The 21,648-nt window shown below is 52.7% G+C and carries 20 protein-coding genes and 1 pseudogene; 17 read left to right on the top strand and 4 right to left on the bottom strand.

All coding sequences use genetic code 11. The features are described 5' to 3' along the window. The first annotated feature begins 52 nt into the window (after positions 1–52). From mreC to tldD, 6 genes are all read left to right on the top strand, one after another. Positions 53–1,105 carry a rod shape-determining protein MreC gene (gene mreC, locus J4685_RS21705; protein WP_000802530.1) on the top strand — a complete coding sequence of 351 codons (1,053 nt, stop codon included), beginning with the start codon at positions 53–55 and terminating at the stop codon, positions 1,103–1,105. 2 nt (positions 1,106–1,107) lie between these two features. After that, entirely contained in the window at positions 1,108–1,596 is a 489-nt protein-coding gene (gene mreD / locus J4685_RS21700) for a rod shape-determining protein MreD (RefSeq protein ID WP_000179403.1), read from the top strand. A gap of 8 nt (positions 1,597–1,604) precedes the next feature. Further along, positions 1,605–2,198: a Maf family protein gene (locus J4685_RS21695; RefSeq protein WP_000210307.1), complete on the top strand. Its 594-nt coding sequence runs from the start codon at positions 1,605–1,607 to the stop codon at positions 2,196–2,198. After that, on the top strand, positions 2,188–3,657 hold the full coding sequence (gene rng / locus J4685_RS21690) for a ribonuclease G (RefSeq protein ID WP_000123188.1): 1,470 nt from the start codon (positions 2,188–2,190) through the stop codon (positions 3,655–3,657). The genes J4685_RS21695 and rng overlap by 11 nt, the downstream gene beginning before the upstream one ends. Positions 3,658–3,767: 110 nt before the next feature. Then, positions 3,768–7,568: an AsmA2 domain-containing protein YhdP gene (gene yhdP / locus J4685_RS21685; RefSeq protein ID WP_001253506.1), complete on the top strand. Its 3,801-nt coding sequence runs from the start codon at positions 3,768–3,770 to the stop codon at positions 7,566–7,568. Between the two features lie 144 nt (positions 7,569–7,712). Then, complete coding sequence (gene tldD / locus J4685_RS21680) at positions 7,713–9,158, top strand: metalloprotease TldD (RefSeq protein WP_000055930.1); 1,446 nt, start codon at positions 7,713–7,715, stop codon at positions 9,156–9,158. Positions 9,159–9,280: 122 nt separating this feature from the next. Here the strand turns inward: tldD and aaeR are convergent, their stop codons facing one another. Then, positions 9,281–10,210 carry an HTH-type transcriptional activator AaeR gene (gene aaeR / locus J4685_RS21675; RefSeq protein ID WP_000440300.1) on the bottom strand — a complete coding sequence of 310 codons (930 nt, stop codon included), beginning with the start codon at positions 10,208–10,210 and terminating at the stop codon, positions 9,281–9,283. A gap of 181 nt (positions 10,211–10,391) precedes the next feature. Between aaeR and aaeX the strand changes: the two genes are divergently transcribed. The 4 genes from aaeX to J4685_RS21655 all read left to right on the top strand — a co-directional run bounded on the left by aaeX (position 10,392) and on the right by J4685_RS21655 (position 13,952). Beyond that, a complete protein-coding gene (aaeX, locus tag J4685_RS21670) occupies positions 10,392–10,595 on the top strand; it encodes a p-hydroxybenzoic acid efflux pump operon protein AaeX (protein ID WP_000051840.1) in 204 nt (67 codons plus the stop codon). Between the two features lie 7 nt (positions 10,596–10,602). Next, positions 10,603–11,535, top strand: coding sequence for a p-hydroxybenzoic acid efflux pump subunit AaeA (aaeA, locus tag J4685_RS21665; protein ID WP_000855134.1), 933 nt, complete (start codon positions 10,603–10,605; stop codon positions 11,533–11,535). Between the two features lie 5 nt (positions 11,536–11,540). Further along, positions 11,541–13,508 (top strand): p-hydroxybenzoic acid efflux pump subunit AaeB, encoded by a 1,968-nt coding sequence (gene aaeB, locus J4685_RS21660; RefSeq protein ID WP_000510916.1) that lies wholly within the window; start codon positions 11,541–11,543, stop codon positions 13,506–13,508. A gap of 171 nt (positions 13,509–13,679) precedes the next feature. After that, positions 13,680–13,952 (top strand): hypothetical protein, encoded by a 273-nt coding sequence (locus J4685_RS21655; RefSeq protein WP_001103887.1) that lies wholly within the window; start codon positions 13,680–13,682, stop codon positions 13,950–13,952. Positions 13,953–14,011: 59 nt separating this feature from the next. On the opposite strand, the gene yhcN-B is transcribed toward J4685_RS21655, so the two are convergent. The 3 genes from yhcN-B to argR form a co-directional block, all read right to left on the bottom strand. Beyond that, positions 14,012–14,278, bottom strand: coding sequence for a DUF1471 family stress response protein YhcN-B (gene yhcN-B / locus J4685_RS21650; RefSeq protein WP_000853277.1), 267 nt, complete (start codon positions 14,276–14,278; stop codon positions 14,012–14,014). Between the two features lie 103 nt (positions 14,279–14,381). Beyond that, the gene (yhcN, locus tag J4685_RS21645) at positions 14,382–14,645 is read right to left on the bottom strand and encodes a peroxide/acid stress response protein YhcN (protein ID WP_000695695.1); all 264 of its coding nucleotides are present in this window, start codon (positions 14,643–14,645) and stop codon (positions 14,382–14,384) included. A gap of 364 nt (positions 14,646–15,009) precedes the next feature. Further along, complete coding sequence (argR, locus tag J4685_RS21640; protein ID WP_001257852.1) at positions 15,010–15,480, bottom strand: transcriptional regulator ArgR; 471 nt, start codon at positions 15,478–15,480, stop codon at positions 15,010–15,012. A gap of 413 nt (positions 15,481–15,893) precedes the next feature. On the opposite strand from argR, the gene mdh reads away from it, so the two are divergent. The 7 genes and pseudogenes from mdh to J4685_RS21605 all read left to right on the top strand — a co-directional run. After that, positions 15,894–16,832: a malate dehydrogenase gene (gene mdh, locus J4685_RS21635; protein WP_000861586.1), complete on the top strand. Its 939-nt coding sequence runs from the start codon at positions 15,894–15,896 to the stop codon at positions 16,830–16,832. A 119-nt stretch (positions 16,833–16,951) separates the two neighbouring features. Next, complete coding sequence (locus J4685_RS21630; RefSeq protein WP_000723778.1) at positions 16,952–17,581, top strand: GntR family transcriptional regulator; 630 nt, start codon at positions 16,952–16,954, stop codon at positions 17,579–17,581. Next, positions 17,568–18,233 (top strand): GntR family transcriptional regulator, encoded by a 666-nt coding sequence (locus J4685_RS21625; RefSeq protein WP_001171580.1) that lies wholly within the window; start codon positions 17,568–17,570, stop codon positions 18,231–18,233. The genes J4685_RS21630 and J4685_RS21625 overlap by 14 nt, the downstream gene beginning before the upstream one ends. Positions 18,234–18,443: 210 nt before the next feature. Then, a pseudogene (locus J4685_RS21620) lies at positions 18,444–19,712 on the top strand (SLC13 family permease). A gap of 32 nt (positions 19,713–19,744) precedes the next feature. Further along, the gene (gene ttdA / locus J4685_RS21615; protein ID WP_000045347.1) at positions 19,745–20,644 is read left to right on the top strand and encodes a L(+)-tartrate dehydratase subunit alpha; all 900 of its coding nucleotides are present in this window, start codon (positions 19,745–19,747) and stop codon (positions 20,642–20,644) included. Further along, entirely contained in the window at positions 20,644–21,261 is a 618-nt protein-coding gene (gene ttdB, locus J4685_RS21610; protein ID WP_000162405.1) for a L(+)-tartrate dehydratase subunit beta, read from the top strand. The genes ttdA and ttdB overlap by 1 nt, the downstream gene beginning before the upstream one ends. A 155-nt stretch (positions 21,262–21,416) precedes the next feature. Further along, on the top strand, positions 21,417–21,648 hold a 232-nt coding region (locus J4685_RS21605; protein ID WP_139654325.1), incomplete at its 3' end, for an oxaloacetate decarboxylase subunit gamma.

The following is a 21,648-nucleotide window of genomic DNA, read 5'->3' as shown; positions in this document are numbered from 1 at the left end:
AGGATTATCCCTGGATTGTCCTGCCTCTCCGACGCGAGAATACGCATAGCCTATGAAGCCAATTTTTAGCCGTGGCCCGTCGCTACAGATTCGCCTTATTCTGGCGGTGCTGGTGGCGCTCGGCGTTATCATTGCCGACAGCCGCCTGGGGACGTTCAGTCAAATCCGAACGTACATGGACACTGCCGTCAGTCCTTTCTATTTTATTTCAAACGGCCCTCGTGAACTGCTCGACAGCGTGTCGCAAACGCTGGCTTCTCGCGACAAGCTTGAGCTGGAAAACCGGGCGCTGCGCCAGGAATTACTGCTAAAAAACAGCGACCTGCTGATGCTGGGGCAGTACAAACAGGAGAACGCGCGGTTGCGCGAGCTGCTGGGGTCGCCGCTGCGTCAGGACGAGCAGAAAATGGTGACGCAGGTTATTTCAACGGTTAACGATCCTTACAGCGATCAGGTCGTTATCGATAAAGGCAGCGTTAATGGCGTATATGAAGGTCAACCGGTCATTAGCGACAAAGGCGTCGTAGGACAGGTTGTCGCCGTGGCGAAACTGACCAGCCGCGTACTGCTGATTTGCGATGCGACTCATGCGCTGCCGATTCAGGTACTGCGCAATGACATCCGCGTGATTGCCGCCGGTAACGGCTGCACTGACGATCTTCAGCTTGAACATCTGCCCGCCAATACCGATATTCGCGTTGGCGATGTGCTGGTAACGTCCGGACTTGGTGGGCGTTTCCCGGAAGGGTATCCGGTGGCGGTGGTCTCCTCCGTCAAGCTGGACACTCAGCGCGCCTATACCGTCATTCAGGCTCGTCCAACCGCAGGTTTGCAGCGTTTGCGCTATCTGCTGCTGTTGTGGGGAGCCGATCGTAACGGTGCTAATCCGATGACGCCGGAAGAGGTTCACCGCGTCGCCAATGAGCGCCTGATGCAGATGATGCCGCAGGTGTTGCCTCCTCCGGATGCGATGGGGCCGCCGGCGCCAGTGCCGGACCCGGCGACGGGGATTACTCAGCCATCTGCGGGCCAGACTGCGCCGGTATCAACGCAACCATCGCCTTCGGGCGCGACCACGCCGCCTGCGCGTGCGCCGGGAGGGTAATGGTGGCGAGCTATCGTAGCCAGGGGCGCTGGGTTATCTGGCTCTCGTTTCTTATTGCGCTGTTGCTGCAAATCATGCCCTGGCCGGACGACATCATTGTTTTCCGGCCAAACTGGGTTTTGCTCATCTTACTGTACTGGATTCTGGCCCTGCCGCACCGCGTAAATGTGGGGACGGGATTTGTGATGGGTGCCATACTTGATCTCATCAGCGGTTCCACACTTGGCGTGCGCGCTCTGTCGATGAGTATTGTCGCCTATCTGGTCGCTCTGAAATTCCAGCTCTTCCGTAACCTGGCGCTCTGGCAGCAGGCGCTGGTGGTAATGTTGCTTTCACTGGCCGTGGACATTATTGTTTTCTGGGCCGAGTTTTTAGTGATCAACGTCTCTTTCAGACCGGAAGTGTTCTGGAGTAGTGTAGTCAATGGCGTGCTGTGGCCCTGGCTCTTTTTGCTGATGCGTAAAGTACGCCAGCAGTTTGCTGTGCAATAAAGGTCGATATGACAACTCTGTATCTTGCTTCCGGTTCCCCGCGTCGCCAGGAATTATTGACTCAACTTGGATTTTCATTCGAGCAGGTCGTGCCTGGTATTGAAGAGCAACGGCGTGCTCAGGAAAGCGCGCAGCAGTATGTTGTTCGGCTGGCGCGCGAAAAGGCGCAGGCTGGCGTGGCGCTGGTTCCCCGTGATCTGCCGGTGTTGGGCGCGGATACGATAGTCGTGTTAAACGGCGAGGTGCTGGAAAAGCCGCGCGACGCCGCTCATGCCGCAGAAATGCTGCGTTTGCTTTCCGGAAATACGCATCAGGTGATGACTGCTGTTGCGCTTGCGGACTCGCAGCAGACGCTGGATTGTGTGGTGGTAACGGAGGTGACTTTCCGCACGCTTTCTGCGCAGGATATTACTGGCTATGTCGCCAGCGGCGAGCCTTTAGATAAAGCAGGTGCATACGGTATTCAGGGGCAGGGTGGCTGTTTTGTCAGGAAGATAAATGGCAGCTACCACGCCGTGGTCGGCTTACCGCTGGTTGAAACGTATGAGTTGTTGAGTCATTTTAACGCACTGCGTGATAAAAGGGATAAACATGACGGCTGAATTGTTGGTAAACGTAACGCCATCGGAAACGCGCGTGGCGTACATTGATGGCGGTATTCTTCAGGAAATCCATATTGAGCGCGAAGCGCGACGCGGAATCGTAGGCAATATCTACAAAGGTCGTGTAAGTCGTGTACTTCCAGGTATGCAGGCGGCTTTTGTAGATATTGGGCTGGATAAAGCCGCATTTCTTCACGCTTCCGACATTATGCCGCATACCGAATGCGTGGCGGGCGACGAGCAAAAACAGTTTACCGTGCGCGATATCTCCGAACTGGTGCGTCAGGGACAGGATCTGATGGTGCAGGTAGTGAAAGATCCGCTCGGCACGAAAGGCGCGCGTTTGACCACGGACATCACGTTGCCCTCCCGTTACCTTGTTTTTATGCCCGGCGCGTCACACGTTGGAGTTTCCCAGCGCATCGAAAGCGAAAGTGAACGCGAGCGCCTGAAAAAGGTGGTGGCGGAATACTGCGACGAACAGGGCGGGTTTATCATCCGTACCGCGGCGGAAGGCGTGTGTGAAGAGGATCTCGCGTCTGACGCCGCCTATCTCAAGCGCGTCTGGACGAAAGTCATGGAGCGCAAAAAGCGTCCGCAAACGCGCTACCAGATGTATGGCGAACTGGCGCTGGCGCAGCGTGTGCTGCGCGATTTCGCCGATGCGCAGTTGGACCGAATTCGCGTCGACTCACGTCTGACCTATGAGTCGCTGCTGGAGTTTACCGCAGAATACATCCCGGAAATGACCAGTAAGCTGGAGCATTACAGTGGCCATCAGCCGATCTTCGATCTTTATGACGTGGAAAATGAAATCCAGCGCGCGCTGGAGCGTAAGGTTGAACTCAAGTCCGGCGGTTATCTGATTATCGACCAAACCGAAGCGATGACGACGGTAGATATTAATACCGGCGCGTTTGTCGGACACCGTAATCTCGACGACACCATTTTTAATACCAATATTGAAGCGACGCAGGCCATTGCCCGCCAGCTACGCCTGCGTAATCTGGGCGGCATTATCATTATCGATTTTATCGACATGAATAATGAAGATCATCGCCGTCGGGTGCTGCATTCGCTGGAACAGGCGTTAAGTAAGGATCGCGTGAAAACCAGTATTAACGGTTTTTCGCCGCTGGGGCTGGTAGAAATGACCCGTAAACGGACCCGTGAAAGCGTGGAACATGTGCTTTGTAACGAGTGTCCAACCTGTCATGGCCGCGGGACGGTAAAAACGGTGGAAACCGTCTGCTATGAGATCATGCGTGAAATTGTACGTGTTCATCACGCTTATGACTCCGATCGCTTCTTGGTTTATGCTTCTCCTGCGGTGGCGGAAGCGCTGAAAGGCGAAGAATCACACGCGCTGGCGGAAGTCGAAATCTTTGTCGGCAAACAGGTTAAAGTTCAGGTCGAACCGCTTTATAACCAGGAGCAGTTTGACGTCGTAATGATGTAATTGAGTAGTAGCACCAGCGCATGTAGGCCGGATAAGGCGCAAGCGCCGCCATCCGGCAATATACCCTCAAGGGGGGGGAGTCGTATTTTTTGGCAGACAAGGAGAGACGCGTGAGGCGATTGCCGGGGATTTTATTGCTCACTGGAGCCGCGCTCATCGTCATTGCAGCGCTGCTGGTTAGCGGGCTGCGCCTGGCGTTGCCTCATCTTGACGCCTGGCGTCCAGCTATCCTGAATAAAATTGAGTCCGTGACCGGCGTGCCGGTGGCCGCCAGCCAACTCTCCGCAAGCTGGCAAAATTTTGGCCCTACGCTGGAAGCGCATAATATTCATGCCGCCCTGAAAGATGGCGGCGAACTGTCGATAAAACGCGTTACGCTGGCGCTGGACGTCTGGCAAAGCCTGTTGCACATGCGCTGGCAGTTTCGCGACCTGACCTTCTGGCAACTCAATTTCCGCACCAACACGCCTCTTCAAAGCAGCGACGGCGAAGGCATCGAAACCAGCCGTTTAAGCGATCTTTTCCTGCGTCAGTTCGATCATTTCGATCTGCGCGATAGCCAAATCAGTTTTCTGACGCTTTCCGGACAACGCGCGGAGCTGGCGATCCCACAGCTTACCTGGCTAAACGGCAAAGAGCGGCACCGCGCCGAAGGCGAAGTCAGCCTCTCCAGCCTGACCGGCCAGCACGGCGTGATGCAGGTGCGGATGGATTTACGCGATGACGACGGTTTGCTGAATAACGGCAGAGTCTGGTTACAGGCCGACGATATTGACGTCAAGCCGTGGCTGGGCAAATGGATGCAGGATAATGTGGCGCTCCAGACGGCGCGTTTCAGTCTGGAAGGCTGGATGACGCTCAGCAAAGGCGAAATCGCCGGAGGAGACGTCTGGCTGAAACAGGGCGGCGCAAGCTGGCTGGGCGATAACACGACGCACACGCTGTCTGTCGATAACCTGACGGCGCAGATTAGCCGCGAGCAGCCGGGCTGGCAGTTTTATATTCCGGACACACGGATTACGCTTGATGGCAAACCCTGGCCGAGCGGAGCCTTAACCGTGGCCTGGCTCCCGCAGCAGGACGTCGGCGGCGAGAATCACACACGTAGCGATGAACTACGCATTCGCGCCAGTAATCTTGAACTGGCGGGGCTGGAAGCATTACGTCCGCTGGCGGCTAAACTGTCGCCTGTGCTGGGCGAAATATGGCAGGCTACGCAGCCGAGCGGAAAGATCGCCACACTGGCGCTGGATATTCCGCTACAGGCGACCGAAAAAACGCGTTTTCAGGCATCGTGGGAAAATCTTGCCTGGAAACAGTGGAAACTGTTGCCCGGCGCGGAACATTTTTCCGGTACGCTGGCGGGAAGCGTAGAAGACGGGCAGATGAAGGTTGCGATGCAGCAAGCTAAAATGCCCTATGAAACCGTTTTTCGCGCGCCGCTGGAAATTGAAAACGGCGTCGCGACGCTTAGCTGGTTGAAGAATGAGAACGGCTTTCAGCTTGATGGCCGCGACATTGACGTCAAAGCAAAGGCGGTACATGCGCGCGGCGGGTTCCGCTATCTGCAACCGACGGGCGACGAACCGTGGCTGGGCATTCTGGCCGGAATCAGTACCGACGATGGATCTCAGGCGTGGCGCTATTTTCCGGAAAACCTGATGGGCAAAGCGCTGGTCGATTACCTTAGCGGCGCGATTCAAGGCGGCGAGGCGGATAACGCCACGTTGGTTTACGGTGGTAACCCGCACCTCTTTCCCTATAAGCATAACGAAGGTCAGTTTGAAGTGCTGGTGCCGCTACGCAATGCGACGTTTGCTTTTCAACCCGACTGGCCGGCGCTAAAAAATCTCAACATTGAACTGGATTTCCTGAACGACGGTCTGTGGATGCGTTCGGATAGCGTCGATTTGGGCGGGGTGAAGGCCAGCAAACTCGCGGCGGCGATTCCGGATTATTCCAAAGAGAAACTGCTCATTGATGCCGATATTAACGGGCCGGGAAAAGCCGTTGGGCCTTATTTCGACGAGACGCCGCTAAAAGACTCGCTTGGCTCGACGCTGGCGGAGCTCCAATTAGATGGCGATGTGAATGCTCGCTTACATCTTGATATTCCGCTGGATGGCGAACAGGTTACCGCTGAGGGCGATGTCTCGTTGCGTAACAACAGCCTGTTTATTAAGCCGCTAAACAGCACGCTCAAAAATCTGAACGGTAAATTCAGCTTTGTGAATGGCGCGCTAAAAAGCGGGCCGCTGACGGCAAACTGGTTTAATCAGCCGCTTAACCTGGATTTCAGTACGACGGAAGGGGCAAAAGCCTATCAGGTCGCCGTCAACCTGAACGGTAACTGGCAGCCAACGCGTATGGGCGTCTTACCGCCGCAACTGAATGATGCCCTGAGCGGCAGCGTGACGTGGAATAGTAAAGTCGGCATCGATCTTCCGTATCACGCTGACACCACTTATCACATCGAGCTGAACGGCGATCTGAGAAATGTGAGTAGTCACTTACCTTCTCCGCTAAATAAACCCGCAGGCGAAGCCATTCCGGTGAACATTCAGGCTGACGGCAACCTGAAAAGTTTTGCGCTAACGGGGAGCGCAGGGAGTAAAAATCACTTTAACAGCCGCTGGTTATTAAATCAGAAGCTGACGTTGGATCGGGCTATCTGGACGACGGACAGCCGGACGATTCCGCCATTACCTGCTCAACAAGGCGTTGAGCTCAATCTGCCGGCGCTGGATGGTGCGCAGTGGCTGGCGTTATTCCAGAAAGGCGCGGCGGATAACGTGAGCAGTTCGGCCGAGTTTCCTCAACGCGTCACGTTGCGTACTCCCGCGCTATCGCTGGGCGGCCAGCAGTGGAACAATTTGAGCGTCGTTTCAGCCCCCTCGCTGAACGGAACAAAAATTGAAGCGCAGGGCCGTGAGGTGAACGCCACGCTGCTCATGCGCAACCATGCGCCGTGGCTGGCGAACATTAAGTACCTGTATTACAACCCTGGTGTCGCAAAAACGCACGCCTCGTCACCAACGCCGACATCGCCGTTGGCTTCGGCGAACACGATTAGCTTCCGCGGCTGGCCGGACTTACAGCTTCGCTGCGAAGAGTGCTGGCTGTGGGGGCAAAAATATGGGCGTATTGATGGCGATTTCGCCATCAAAGGCAATACGCTGACTCTGGCGAATGGCCTGATCGATACCGGATTCGCCCGTTTGAAAGCGAACGGCGAGTGGGTGAATGCGCCGGGTAATGAACGAACCTCGCTGAAAGGTAGTTTGCATGGTAGTAACCTCGACACGGCTGCCGGGGTCTTCGGCATCTCGACGCCAATCCAGAACGCGTCTTTTAACGTAGATTACGATCTGCACTGGCGAAACCCGCCCTGGCAACCTGAGGAAGCCACGCTCAACGGGATTTTACGTACGCGTTTGGGCAAAGGCGAGTTTACTGATCTCAGTAGCGGTCATGCCGGACAGCTACTGCGGCTGCTCAGTTTTGATGCGTTGCTGCGTAAGCTGCGGTTTGACTTCAGAGATACCTTTAGCGAGGGCTTCTATTTCGACTCTATTCATAGTACTGCGTGGATTAAAGATGGCGTCCTGCATACTGACGATACGCTGGTGGATGGGCTGGAAGCGGATATTGCAATGAAAGGTTCTGTTGATCTGGTGCGTCGTCGTCTTGATATGGAGGCAGTCGTCGCGCCGGAAATTTCCGCCACCGTGGGCGTCGCTGCCGCGTTTGCCGTTAACCCGATTGTCGGCGCGGCGGTATTTGCCGCCAGTAAAGTGTTGGGGCCGCTATGGAGCAAGGTCTCCATTCTGCGTTATCGCATTACCGGTCCGGTCGATGCGCCGCAGATCAACGAAGTTCTGCGCCAACCGAGAAAAGAAAGCCAGCAATGATTTGACGGGGGCGAGGAATTGCCCCACTCTCAGTAAATAGTCATGCCGGACGGCGCTGCGTTTATCCGGTTTGCACAATCTAACAACGTAGTCCGGATAAGGCGTAAACCGCCATCCGGCAGAAATCAACGAGTAGCAAAAACGATGAGTCTGAACCTGGTAAGTGAACAATTGCTAGCGGCGAATGGCCTGAACCATCAGGATCTGTTCGCTATTTTGGGCCAACTGGCCGAACGCCGTCTTGATTATGGCGACCTCTATTTTCAGTCGAGCTATCACGAATCCTGGGTTTTAGAAGACCGCATCATTAAAGATGGCTCATATAATATCGACCAGGGCGTTGGCGTTCGCGCCATTAGCGGCGAAAAAACCGGTTTTGCTTATGCTGACCAGATAAGCCTCCTGGCGCTGGAGCAGAGTGCGCAGGCAGCGCGAACCATTGTACGCGATAACGGCGAAGGCAAGGTAAAAACGCTCGCCGCCGTAGCGCATCAGCCGCTCTACACCACCCTTGATCCGCTGCAAAGTATGAGCCGCGAAGAGAAGCTGGATATCCTCAGACGCGTTGATAAAGCGGCGCGAGAAGCCGATAAACGCGTGCAGGAAGTTAACGCCAGCCTGACCGGCGTATATGAATTAATCCTCGTGGCGGCGACCGACGGGACGCTGGCGGCGGATGTCCGTCCACTGGTGCGTTTGTCCGTTAGCGTGCAGGTGGAAGAAGACGGTAAACGCGAGCGCGGCGCCAGCGGCGGCGGCGGTCGCTTTGGTTATGAGTATTTTCTTGCCGATCTTGACGGCGAGGTGCGCGCCGACGCGTGGGCGAAAGAAGCGGTACGCATGGCGCTGGTTAATCTCTCCGCGGTCGCTGCGCCAGCGGGGACGTTACCGGTGGTTCTGGGCGCCGGGTGGCCGGGCGTATTGCTGCACGAAGCGGTCGGTCACGGGCTGGAAGGTGATTTCAACCGTCGTGGGACGTCTGTGTTTAGCGGTCAGATCGGTGAGCAGGTTGCCTCCGCGCTTTGCACCGTAGTGGATGACGGCACAATGATGAACCGTCGCGGCTCCGTTGCTATCGATGATGAAGGTACGCCAGGTCAGTACAACGTATTGATTGAAAATGGCGTACTGAAAGGATACATGCAGGACAAGCTGAACGCGCGTCTGATGGGCGCTGCGCCGACCGGTAACGGGCGTCGCGAATCTTATGCGCATCTGCCGATGCCGCGTATGACGAATACCTATATGTTGGCGGGGCAGTCAACGCCGCAGGAAATTATCGAATCCGTTGAGTACGGCATCTATGCGCCTAACTTTGGCGGTGGTCAGGTGGATATCACCTCCGGCAAGTTTGTGTTCTCTACCTCGGAAGCGTATCTGATTGAAAACGGCAAAGTCACGACGCCGGTGAAAGGCGCGACGTTGATTGGATCAGGCATTGAAACGATGCAACAGATCTCCATGGTCGGCAACGACCTTAAGCTGGATAACGGGGTGGGGGTCTGCGGTAAAGAGGGCCAAAGCCTGCCGGTAGGCGTAGGCCAGCCGACGCTGAAAGTCGATAACCTGACGGTTGGCGGCACCGCATAACTGTCCGCCTTATCAGGCCTGTGGTGTGTGCCGCCCAGGCCTGATAAGCGCAGCGCCATCAGGAAATGTCAGCCTCGGGTGGCATCTGGCCTACAATCGTCTTCAGCAATTACCCGGTGTTTTTATTTTTCTTTCCCTCGCCCGTGCATCCCCTGAAACAAGTGTGCGACATCGACAAAATAGTCAGTTAACGCGTTAATCACTACCTGCACTTTAAGCGGCAGCTTATCTTTTTCGGTGTACAGCGCGTACACCGGACGGGGATCGGACTGATAGCGAGGCAGCAGGATCTCCAGATCGCCACGATTGATCTCATCGATCACCCACATCAGCGGCACATAGGCGATTCCGGTTCCGGCGGTCAGCCAGCGTACCAGCGTCATCGGATCGTTAGTGACGAACCGCCCCTGTGGAATCAGTCGGGTAGAAATACCTTCCGGCGCGATAAGTTCAAACTCATTATCCGGGCGCACGCTATATTCCAGCCAGGAATGGCTACTAAGATCGGCGGGTTTTTCCGGGACGCCGTACTGAGCGAGATAGGGCTTGGCGGCGCACACAACCATCGGCATCGCGCCAAGTCGACGGGAAAACAGGCTGGAGTCTTGCAGCGCGCCCACGCGGATCACCACGTCCAGCCCGTCGGCAATTAAATCCGGAGCCGGAATTCCTGTCACCAGATTGACCGCCAGACCGGGATACTCTTTTAATAATTTTGCGGTAAGCCCGGCCAGCACATTTTGCGCCATGGTTGAAGAACAGCCGATACGCAATGTACCGATGGGCGTGTTATTAAAAGCGTAAAGCTGCTCATGAACATCCTGCACTTCATGCAACATACGCCGACAGCCCTGATAATAGATTTTTCCAGCTTCGGTGAGCCCAATGCTGCGTGTGCTGCGGTTGAGCAATTTAACCTGAAGCTCATCTTCCAGTTTCGCCACAGTCTGGCTGATGGACGATACGCTCATTTGCAGCTGTCTGGCTGCGGCGGTAAAAGAGCCAAACTCGACAACTTTGGCGAATACCGACATTCGTTTTAATCGTTCCATTATTCACTCTGGCTTAAAAGTGATTTAGATCACATAATATAGATAACAGCATAACAATTACGTTAATATACTATTATTCGAATAAGAGCTATGTCGCTCTCGCCTGGCGTCTCTTGCCCTTCTCTGCGGCGATGTAGCTTAACAATCTATCGCCTGCTCTCTCTCAGAAATCAAGGTCAACATGAGTCTGTTTCCCGTTATCGTGGTGTTTGGTCTTTCCTTCCCACCGATATTTTTCGAATTGCTTTTGTCACTGGCTATTTTTTGGCTGGTGCGTCGGATGCTTGTGCCGACGGGCATCTATGATTTTGTCTGGCATCCGGCTCTGTTCAATACCGCGCTGTATTGTTGTCTGTTTTATTTAATATCGCGCCTGTTCGTTTGAGGTTGAAGTGAAAACACTAACAAGAAAACTCTCCCGTACGGCCATTACCCTCGTACTGGTTATTCTGGCCTTTATCGCCATTTTCCGCGCCTGGGTGTATTACACCGAATCTCCCTGGACGCGCGATGCCCGTTTTAGCGCCGATGTCGTCGCTATTGCCCCGGATGTCGCGGGCCTGATTACCCATGTAAACGTGCATGATAACCAACTGGTGAAAAAGGATCAGGTCCTGTTTACCATCGATCAGCCACGCTATCAAAAAGCGCTGGCGGAAGCGGAAGCTGATGTAGCCTATTATCAGGTCCTGGCGCAGGAAAAACGCCAGGAAGCCGGTCGCCGTAATCGCCTCGGCGTACAGGCGATGTCCCGGGAAGAGATCGATCAGGCGAACAATGTCTTGCAGACTGTACTGCATCAACTGGCTAAAGCCCAGGCGACGCGCGATCTGGCTAAACTCGATCTGGAACGCACCGTCATTCGCGCGCCTGCCGACGGCTGGGTGACTAACCTCAATGTTTATGCCGGTGAATTTATTACCCGTGGTTCCACAGCCGTCGCCCTGGTGAAAAAGAACTCTTTTTACGTGCAAGCCTATATGGAAGAGACCAAGCTGGAAGGCGTGCGTCCGGGATATCGTGCCGAAATCACGCCGCTTGGCAGCAACCGGGTATTAAAAGGTACCGTCGATAGCGTGGCGGCAGGGGTAACGAATGCCAGCAGTACCAGCGATGCGAAAGGGATGGCGACGATAGACTCTAACCTCGAATGGGTGCGTCTGGCCCAGCGTGTCCCGGTGCGCATCCGGCTTGACGAGCAGCAGGGGAATCTGTGGCCTGCCGGTACGACGGCAACCGTCGTGATCACCGGTAAGCAGGATCGTGACGCAAGTCAGGACTCCTTCTTCCGTAAACTGGCGCACCGGCTGCGCGAATTCGGTTAATCGTCATGGGCATTTTCTCCATTGCCAACCAGCACATTCGTTTTGCGGTAAAGCTGGCGTGCGCCATTGTGCTGGCATTATTTATCGGCTTCCATTTTCAACTGGAGACGCCGCGTTGGGCGGTGCTGACCGCCGCGATCGTGGCGGCAGGCCCGGCATTTGCCGCCGGCGGGGAACCCTATTCCGGCGCTATCCGTTATCGCGGAATGTTGCGTATTATCGGGACGTTTATTGGCTGTATCGCCGCGCTTATCATTATTATCTCTATGATCCGCGCGCCGCTATTGATGATTCTGGTGTGCTGTGTCTGGGTCGGTTTTTGTACCTGGATCTCCTCTTTAGTACGGATCGAAAACTCTTATGCGTGGGGACTGTCAGGTTATACTGCGCTGATCATTGTGATTACCATTCAGACGGAGCCGCTACTCACGCCGCAATTTGCGCTTGAACGCTGTAGCGAAATCGTCATCGGCATTGGCTGCGCTATTTTAGCGGATCTGCTTTTCTCGCCGCGATCGATAAAGCAGGAGGTTGATCGCGAACTGGACAGTTTACTGGTAGCGCAATATCAGCTAATGCAACTTTGTATTAAGCATGGCGACAGCGAAGAAGTCGACAACGCCTGGGGCGATCTGGTGCGACGCACGGCGGCGCTGGAGGGGATGCGAAGTAATCTGAATATGGAATCTTCGCGCTGGGTACGCGCTAACCGCCGCCTGAAAGCGTTGAATACGCTTTCGCTCACGCTGATTACGCAATCCTGTGAAACTTATCTTATTCAAAACACGCGGCCGGAACTGATTACCGATACATTCCGGGAACTGTTCGAGACGCCGGTTGAAACGGTACAGGACGTCCACAGGCAGTTAAAACGGATGCGGCGTGTTATTGTCTGGACCGGCGAGCGCGAAACGCCCGTCACGCTTTATAGTTGGGTAGGCGCTGCGACGCGCTATCTGCTGCTTAAACGCGGCGTGATCAGCAACACCAAAATCAGCGCGACGGAAGAAGAGATCCTGCAAGGCGAGCCCGTAGTTAAAGTGGAATCCGCTGAACGCCACCATGCGATGGTGAACTTCTGGCGCACCACGCTTTCCTGCATTCTGGGGACATTATTCTGGCTATGGACCGGCTGGACATCGGGTAATGGCGAGATGGTGATGATTGCCGTGGTGACCTCGCTGGCGATGCGTTTACCCAATCCGCGCATGGTCTGCATTGATTTTATTTATGGCACTCTGGCGGCGTTGCCGCTGGGATTGCTCTATTTCCTGGTGATTATTCCCAATACGCAGCAAAGTATGCTGTTGTTATGTTTGAGCCTGGCGGTATTGGGGTTCTTTATCGGCATTGAGGTCCAGAAACGGCGTCTGGGGTCGATGGGGGCGCTGGCCAGTACGATTAACATTATTGTGTTGGATAATCCGATGACGTTCCATTTCAGCCAGTTCCTCGACAGCGCGTTGGGGCAAATTGTCGGCTGTATGCTGGCGTTTATCGTCATCCTGCTGGTGCGTGATAAATCCAAAGATCGAACCGGTCGCGTGCTGCTTAATCAGTTTGTTTCCGCTGCGGTCTCGGCAATGACGACCAACGTGGTACGTCGTAAAGAAAACCGTCTGCCTGCGTTATATCAGCAACTCTTTTTGCTGATGAATAAATTCCCTGGCGATTTGCCGAAGTTTCGCCTGGCGCTAACGATGATCATTGCTCATCAACGTCTGCGCGACGCGCCGATACCGGTTAATGAGGATCTGTCAGTGTTCCACCGCCAGCTTCGTCGTACCGCAGACCATGTTATTTCCGCCGGAAGCGATGATAAACGGCGACGCTACTTTGGTCAGTTGCTGGATGAGCTGGATATCTATCAGGAGAAATTACGTATCTGGGAGGCGCCGCCGCAGGTGACGGAACCGGTTAAACGCCTGACGGGCATGTTACATAAATACCAGAACGCGCTTACCGATAGCTAACCCACAAGAACCGATGCCAAAAGCGTCGGTTTTTTTATGACTATACTTATTTGAGATACAAAAACAGCGCAAGAGTGCTCCGGGGCTAAAAGCGTTTCTGGAAGTGAAACCTCTGCATAATGATGCTTAGTAGTAAAACAGACAATTGTCTGTCGGGGATGGTGGCTGGCTATGAATGTCTATACTTTTGATTTTAATGATATTAAAAACCAAAGCGATTTTTATCGCGAGTTTACGCAGACGTTTGGTCTTGCCAGTGAGAAAGTAAGCGATCTTGATACATTATGGGATGCGGTAATGAGCGATATCTTACCTCTACCGCTAGAGATTGAGTTCGTTCACCTGCCTGATAAACTGCGCAGGCGCTACGGGGCGCTGATTTTACTCTTTGATGAAGCGGAAGAAGAGCTGGAGGGGCGGCTACGGTTTAATGTCCGGCATTGAAAAAGCATAAAAAAGCCCCCGGCAGGCGGGGGCAAGTCGTCGGGTTAGACGACGAGGGTTTACTTATACAACTCGGCGGTGGCGTGCCAGTTATCACCTTCTTTTAATTCGATGATGCGATAGCTATTAGCGCCTGCTTTTTCAGCTTTAGCGACGATCTCCTGGCGCATATCCATTGGCGTACTGCCAATCTGCGAGACGGAAATGGTGCCCATCGGTTGCAGATTCTGCGCCTGTTCCGCGTTGACCTGATGTACTGCGGCATTTGCGCCGAAAGAGAGCAGAGTGGCCAGGCCGAGTGATGCGATAATGTATTTCGTTTTCATGGTCTTTTATTCCTTTATAGGGTCAACCTCGCGGATTAATGGGCTTTTCTTATGCGATATCTCCGCGAAGCAATGACACGTTATATGCGATGGCAGGTGAATTTTATTTGTACAGTTCGGCAGTGGCGTGCCAGTTGCTGCCGCTACGCGCTTCGGTAATGTGGTAGGCCGTAGCGCCTTGTTCATCCGCTTTTTTGCTCAGCATGGCATTCATATCCATAGGCGATGAGCCGATAGCGCTGACTGAAACCGATCCGATTGCTTCACGATTTTGCGCTTGCTCTGCGCTGATAGGTTCTGCGGCGAAAGCGCCAAAAGAGAGAACGGACAGAACACTTAATGTTGCAACAGTGGTTTTGATTTTCATGATTTTTACCTCGTCGAATTCCTTTACTGGGGTCTTTGTTTCGTGACCCTCATCACAAAATTAAGTATACACTAATCACGCGATTAATTAATACCACGCTAATTGTTTCTGCTTTTTAAAGACATTAAAAATTTTATTTTTTATAACGTTATGGAATTAAAATTGCTGTTTTTCGCCGCTGTCGTTTAAAAAATAAAAGAAAATCAATTGGTTAAAAAATTTGACATTTTGTGCTTTTTTTTGATTTGTCATTCATGCGGTGAATGTTTAAGGGCATGATTTGCCAAATGATAGCCGTACAGGAAAGCGGCGAGGGGAGAGGACAAAAAGGTGCCTCCGCCGTACGACGACGGAGGAAGTGGGACTAGAGCTCTTGTTCAAAAAGTTCCAGAATGGCTTCGTACAGATCTCTTACGGAAAAGCCGCTGGCAGGCGTAGTGAAGATAGTATCGTCGCCGGCAATCGTGCCGAGAATACCTTCTGCTTTCCCCAGTGAATCCAGCAGGCGCGCGATGAGTTGTGCTGCGCCGGGGCTGGTATGAATCACCACGACAGCGTCGTTATAGTCGATATCCAGCACCAGATTTTTCAACGGACTGGATGTTGTTGGGACGCCCAGTTCAGCCGGAAGACAGTACACCATTTCCATTTTTGCGTTACGTGTACGCACTGCGCCGAACTTAGTCAACATGCGCGAGACCTTGGACTGATTGATATTTTCAAAGCCCTGATCCTGCAACGCGAGGACGATTTCGCCCTGTGAGCTGAATTTTTCTTCTTTGAGGAGCGCTTTAAACGCTCTTACTAGTTCTTCTTGTTTAGCCGAGCTTCGCATAAGTCACCCGTAATATGGCGGTAGAAACAACATTATTGTGCATACAGATGAATTTTTATGCAAACAGTCTGCCTTGTTTAAGGCTGAAATAATGTTATGAAAGAGCGGAATTTTATCAAATTTCGTTATCAAGAAACATGCCTGTGTCACGCCTCGCAAATAAGATTAAAAGTAAATTAATTGTTATCAAAATGATGTTGTTTTGAGAGGGTAGTAGGGTATATTGTCACCACCTGTAGAACGTTGCTCTCTGGTTGCAGCCGATCCGGATTACGCAAATTAAATGCATAAAAGCCAAAATTGCGCGACTCCGCATTCTTGATGAGTGAGGATTGTAATCATTGAATTTGTGAATTAAGGTCGCCGCCGCGGAGCAATAGACACTTAGCTAATCATATAATAAGGAGTTTAGGATGAAAGTCGCAGTCCTCGGCGCTGCTGGTGGTATCGGTCAGGCGCTGGCATTACTTTTAAAAAACCAACTGCCTTCAGGTTCAGAACTCTCCCTGTACGACATCGCTCCAGTGACTCCCGGTGTGGCCGTTGATTTGAGCCACATCCCCACCGCTGTAAAAATCAAAGGTTTCTCCGGTGAAGACGCAACCCCGGCGCTTGAAGGCGCTGACGTAGTACTGATTTCTGCGGGTGTGGCGCGTAAGCCGGGTATGGACCGTTCCGACCTGTTTAACGTTAACGCCGGCATCGTGAAAAACCTGGTGCAGCAGATCGCTAAAACCTGCCCGAAAGCGTGCGTGGGCATTATCACCAACCCGGTGAACACCACCGTTGCGATTGCGGCGGAAGTGCTGAAAAAAGCAGGCGTATACGACAAAAACAAACTGTTTGGCGTTACCACGCTGGATATCATCCGCTCTAATACCTTTGTCGCAGAGCTGAAAGGTAAGCTGCCAACGGAAGTTGAAGTTCCGGTGATTGGCGGACACTCCGGCGTGACGATTCTGCCGCTGCTGTCGCAGATTCCAGGCGTAAGTTTTACCGAACAAGAAGCGGCCGAGCTGACTAAACGTATTCAGAACGCCGGTACGGAAGTCGTCGAGGCGAAAGCCGGCGGCGGATCGGCAACCCTCTCTATGGGCCAGGCTGCCGCGCGTTTCGGTCTTTCTCTGGTTCGCGCTCTGCAGGGCGAGAAGGGCGTGGTGGAATGCGCCTATGTGGAAGGCGACGGTCAGTATGCCCGTTTCTTCTCTCAGCCGCTGCTGCTGGGTAAAAACGGCGTAGAAGAGCGTAAATCCATCGGCACACTGAGCGCTTTCGAGCAACATTCGCTGGACGCTATGCTGGATACGCTGAAAAAAGATATTCAGTTGGGTGAAGATTTTATTAATAAATAAGCTGTTCCTGCCCGATGCCGGGGCTTTTGCTCCGGCTTCTTTGACTGTAAACAAGCCACGAAATCAAGTACTAAATCTGCTAAACTCCTCACGTCTTATCGGTTATTAACGAGAACGTCGTGAAAAAGATCCAAAGAACGCAAACCCGCGATCACATTACCCAAATGCTTCGCTATGAAATTCTTTCCGGCAATATAAAAGCGGGAGAAGAACTCGCGCAGGAAAGTATTGCGGAGCAGCTCGGTCTTTCACGAATGCCGGTTCGAGAAGCGCTACAGTCACTCGAACAGGAAGGTTTTTTAATCCGACTGCCCAACAGGCACATGCAGGTCGCGCATCTTGAGGCCGATCGCGTGAGTCATATTTTTCGCGTGATTGCCGCGATGGCCGCCGAAATGTTTTCGCTGATGCCCAGCGAAGTAGGCGATGCCCTCCTGATACGTGCGCAAGCGCTGGCTGTCGCAGAAGACAAATCCTGCGAACTGGAGTGTCATGCGATGCTGATTTCTTATGTGAATAACCGCTATCTGGAAAAGGTGTATCAGCAGTTCCTGGACGGTTATGTCTCTTATGTTATTTTGCATCTGAAAAAAGATAATCAGGAGTCGGCGCAGCTTTTCGCTGAACTGGCTGACGTCATACGCCAGGGGCGGCGTGATGAGATTGGGCAAGTTATGCAGCGTTATTTCCTCTCTTTAGCAGAAATAATGCGTCAACATATGAAGGATTGGGAAAGTGCAGAAGCCTAAGTTAGGGAAGATTAAGCTTCTTTCAGCGAAAGAACAGGTCGCGGCAGTGCTGCGTAAAGCGATTCTTTCGAGGGAGTTAGTGGAAGGGCAGGAGATTACGTTAGAAGGCATTGCCGGAATGGTCGGCGTGTCCAGTATGCCAGTGCGCGAGGCGTTTCAGATTCTGGCGGCGGATGGGCTGATAAAAGTGCGCCCTAATAAAGGGGCGGTGGTGTTGGGCATCAATGAACAAACGATCCGTGAACACTATGAAATTCGCGCGCTGTTAGAAAGTGAGGCGGTGGCTAAAGCTTCTCGTCCTGGCACCGATATCTCGCGGATAGCCCAGGTGCATTATGCCGCTGAAAAGGCTCTCGCGGAAAATAACTCGGCGGAATACTCCGACCTGAATCAGGCATTTCATATGGAAATATGGAATGTTGCTGGCAACGAAAAAATGAAAATGTTGCTCTGTAATATGTGGAACGGCCTGTCGATGGGCCATAAGGTCACCGAAGAAGAGTATGCCGTGATTTCCATTCAGGAACATAAAAGTATTCTGCAAGCTCTTGAACTTCATGATGAAACATTGGCACGCCAGCACATGCGCGAACACATTATTCGCTCAATGGAGAATATGCTGACCCGCTATGTTGGTGACCCTTCTGCCTGATCTTTTCGCCTGCGTGAGCATCGCAGGCGCTTCAACCAATTCTTCAATTCTATTAATCACGTCCAGTAACGATCCAGCTACGATCTTGATGTAGATCCCAATCCTGCATCTTTCCTGAGAAACGATTTGACTTAGTTTTTGTATGGGAATAATTTCTCCCTGTCAACATTGGATACAATATCATATATCATTGATTGGATAATTATAAATATGGAACCCATTACCCTTACCCTATGTTTATTGGTGTTCGCTATCGTCATGTTTGTATGGGAAAAAGTGCCACTGGCCGTCACTTCCATGATTGTCTGCGTGGCCTTAGTGATCACCGGCGTTCTGAATATCAAACAGGCCTTTGCTGGCTTTATCGACACTAACGTCATCCTCTTTGTCGCGATGTTTATCGTGGGCGGTGCGTTGTTCGAGACCGGTATGGCAAACAAAGTGGGCGGCGTCATCACGCGCTTCGCGAAAACAGAAAAACAGCTGATCTTCACCATTATGGTGGTGGTGGGTTTGATGTCTGGCGTCCTCTCTAACACCGGTACCGCTGCGGTTTTGATTCCGGTGGTGATCGGCGTGGCGGCAAAATCGGGCTTCTCGCGTTCTCGTCTACTGATGCCGCTGGTTTTCGCCGCTGCGTTGGGCGGTAACCTGTCGTTAATTGGCGCGCCGGGCAATCTTATCGCGCAGTCTGCGCTACAGAACATGGGCGGCGGCTTTGGCTTTTTTGAATACGCAAAAATCGGTCTCCCGATGCTCATCTGCGGCATTCTCTACTTCCTGACTATTGGCTATCGCTTTCTGCCGAATAATGCGACCGGCGGTGAGGTGGGGAGCGTCGGGGCGCAACGTGACTACAGCCATGTTCCACAGTAGAAACAACGGCTCTCACTCGTGGTGTTGATCGCAACGATCCTCGGCATGATCTTTGAGAAGAAGATCGGTGTCAGCCTGGCCGTGACCGGTTGTATTGGCGCTCTTGTGCTGGTAGTAAGCGGCGTACTCACGGAAAAACAGGCCTATAAAGCCATTGACTCCCAGACCATTTTTATCTTTGGCGGCACCCTGGCACTGGCAAAAGCGCTGGAAATGACCGGGGCAGGCAAGCTGGTTGCGGACTATGTGATCGGCATGCTGGGGCAAAACTCCTCGCCGTTCATGTTGCTGGTTGCCGTTTTCGCCTTGTCCGTTGTGATGACCAACTTTATGTCCAATACCGCAACGACAGCGCTGTTGGTACCGGTGAGTTTGTCCATTGCCGCAGGCATGGGCGCCGACCCGCGTGCGGTTCTGATGGCGACGGTCATTGGCGGTTCCTGCGCCTACGCAACTCCTATCGGTATGCCTGCCAACATGATGGTGCTCTCCGCGGGTGGCTATAAATTTGTCGACTACGCTAAGGCCGGTATCCCCCTGATTATCGTTTCAACCATTGTCAGCCTGATCCTGCTGCCAATCCTTTTCCCTTTTCATCCGTAATTAACGGAAGCTGTTCTGACTAAGGAGCATTTATGAGCAAAAGTGAACAGATATCCCATATGACCGACGTTATGGCCAAGTTTGTGGGATATACCGGCAAAGTTTTGCCTGATGATGTCACTGCAAAACTGGAAGATTTGCATAAGAAAGAGACCAGTAAACTGGCCGACGTCATCTTTACTACCATGATTGAGAACCAGCGTCTGGCGAAAGAGCTGGATCGACCTTCCTGCCAGGACACCGGTGTCATTCAATTTCTGGTGGAGTGCGGGACGAACTTTCCGCTGATTGGCGAGCTGGAAGCGTTGTTGCGTGAGGCGGTGATCAAAGCAACTGTAGATTCTCCGCTGCGCCACAACAGCGTAGAAACTTTTGATGAATACAACACCGGTAAAAACGTGGGTAAAGGTACGCCGACGGTCTTCTGGGAGATCGTTCCCAATTCCGATCAGTGCAGCATTTATACCTATATGGCGGGCGGTGGTTGTTCTCTGCCGGGGAAAGCGATGGTGCTGATGCCGGGTGCAGGCTATGAAGGTGTGACCCGCTTTGTACTGGATGTGATGACCAGCTACGGCCTCAATGCTTGTCCGCCGCTGCTGGTTGGCGTGGGCGTAGCGACCTCTGTTGAAACGGCGGCACTGCTATCGAAAAAAGCGCTGATGCGTCCGATCGGTTCGCATAACGAGAATGAGCGTGCAGCCTCGCTGGAAAAAATGCTGGAAGACGGCATTAACAAAATTGGCCTGGGGCCGCAGGAGATGTCCGGTAATACCTCCGTTATGGGCGTGAACATTGAAAACACCGCGCGTCATCCTTCTACCATCGGCGTGGCGGTAAACGTCGGCTGCTGGTCGCACCGTAAAGGGCACATCGTTTTCGATAAAGATTTGAATTACACCATTACGTCTCACAGCGGAGTGAATTTCTGATGACTAAAAAAATCCTGACTACGCCAATTAAAGATGAAGATTTAGCGGATATTAAGGCTGGCGATATTATTTATCTCAACGGTCATATTGTTACCTGCCGTGACGTAGCCCATCGCCGTTTAATTGAAGGTGGTCGCGAACTTCCGGTAGATGTTCGCGGCGGCGCTATTTTACACGCTGGCCCAATTGTCCGCCCAATTAAAGGCGAAGACGATAAGTTTGAAATGGTCTCCGTTGGACCAACCACCAGCATGCGTATGGAGAAATTCGAAAAAGAGTTTATTGCGCAGACTGGCGTGAAATTAATTGTGGGTAAAGGCGGTATGGGTAAAGGTACCGAAGAGGGCTGTGCTGAACACAAAGCGCTGCACTGCGTATTCCCTGCCGGTTGTGCGGTTGTAGCCGCCGTGTGCGTGGAAGAAATTGAAGATGCCCAATGGCGCGATCTGGGGATGCCGGAAACGCTGTGGGTCTGTCGGGTTAAAGAGTTTGGCCCGCTGATTGTTTCTATTGATACCCATGGGAATAATCTGTTTGAACAGAACAAAATTATTTTTAATCAGCGTAAAGAGATCGTCGCTGATGAAATATGCCAGAACGTAAGTTTCATCAAATAAACCTGATTACGTAAATTGCACGATAATGGTGGTAATACGTTATGACGATAATAATAACCAAGGGCTCTGGCCAGGGCGGCTCAGGGAAATCCACCCTTATTATTTCATCGTCATAAATAGCCCCATTATCGTGCCTCCTGCCTGAAGGCTATTTTATGACTAATGCAGCTCTGCTATTAGGTGAAGGCTTCACTCTGATGCTCCTCGGCATGGGGTTCGTGCTGGCGTTTCTGTTCCTGCTGATCTTTGCCATTCGCGGTATGTCTGCCGTGATTACTCGCTTCTTCCCGGAACCCGTCGCCGCGCCAGCACCGCGCGCCGTTCCCGTCGTGGACGACTTCACCCGCTTAAAGCCGGTGATTGCCGCCGCCATTCACCATCACCGCC

It is taken from the genome of Salmonella sp. 32100201201700099SM, from assembly GCF_017572645.1.
In the GTDB taxonomy this organism is placed as follows: domain Bacteria; phylum Pseudomonadota; class Gammaproteobacteria; order Enterobacterales; family Enterobacteriaceae; genus Salmonella; species Salmonella enterica.
The sequence above is the reverse complement of the archived record's forward strand: the minus strand, read 5'-3'. Positions and strand labels throughout refer to the sequence as shown.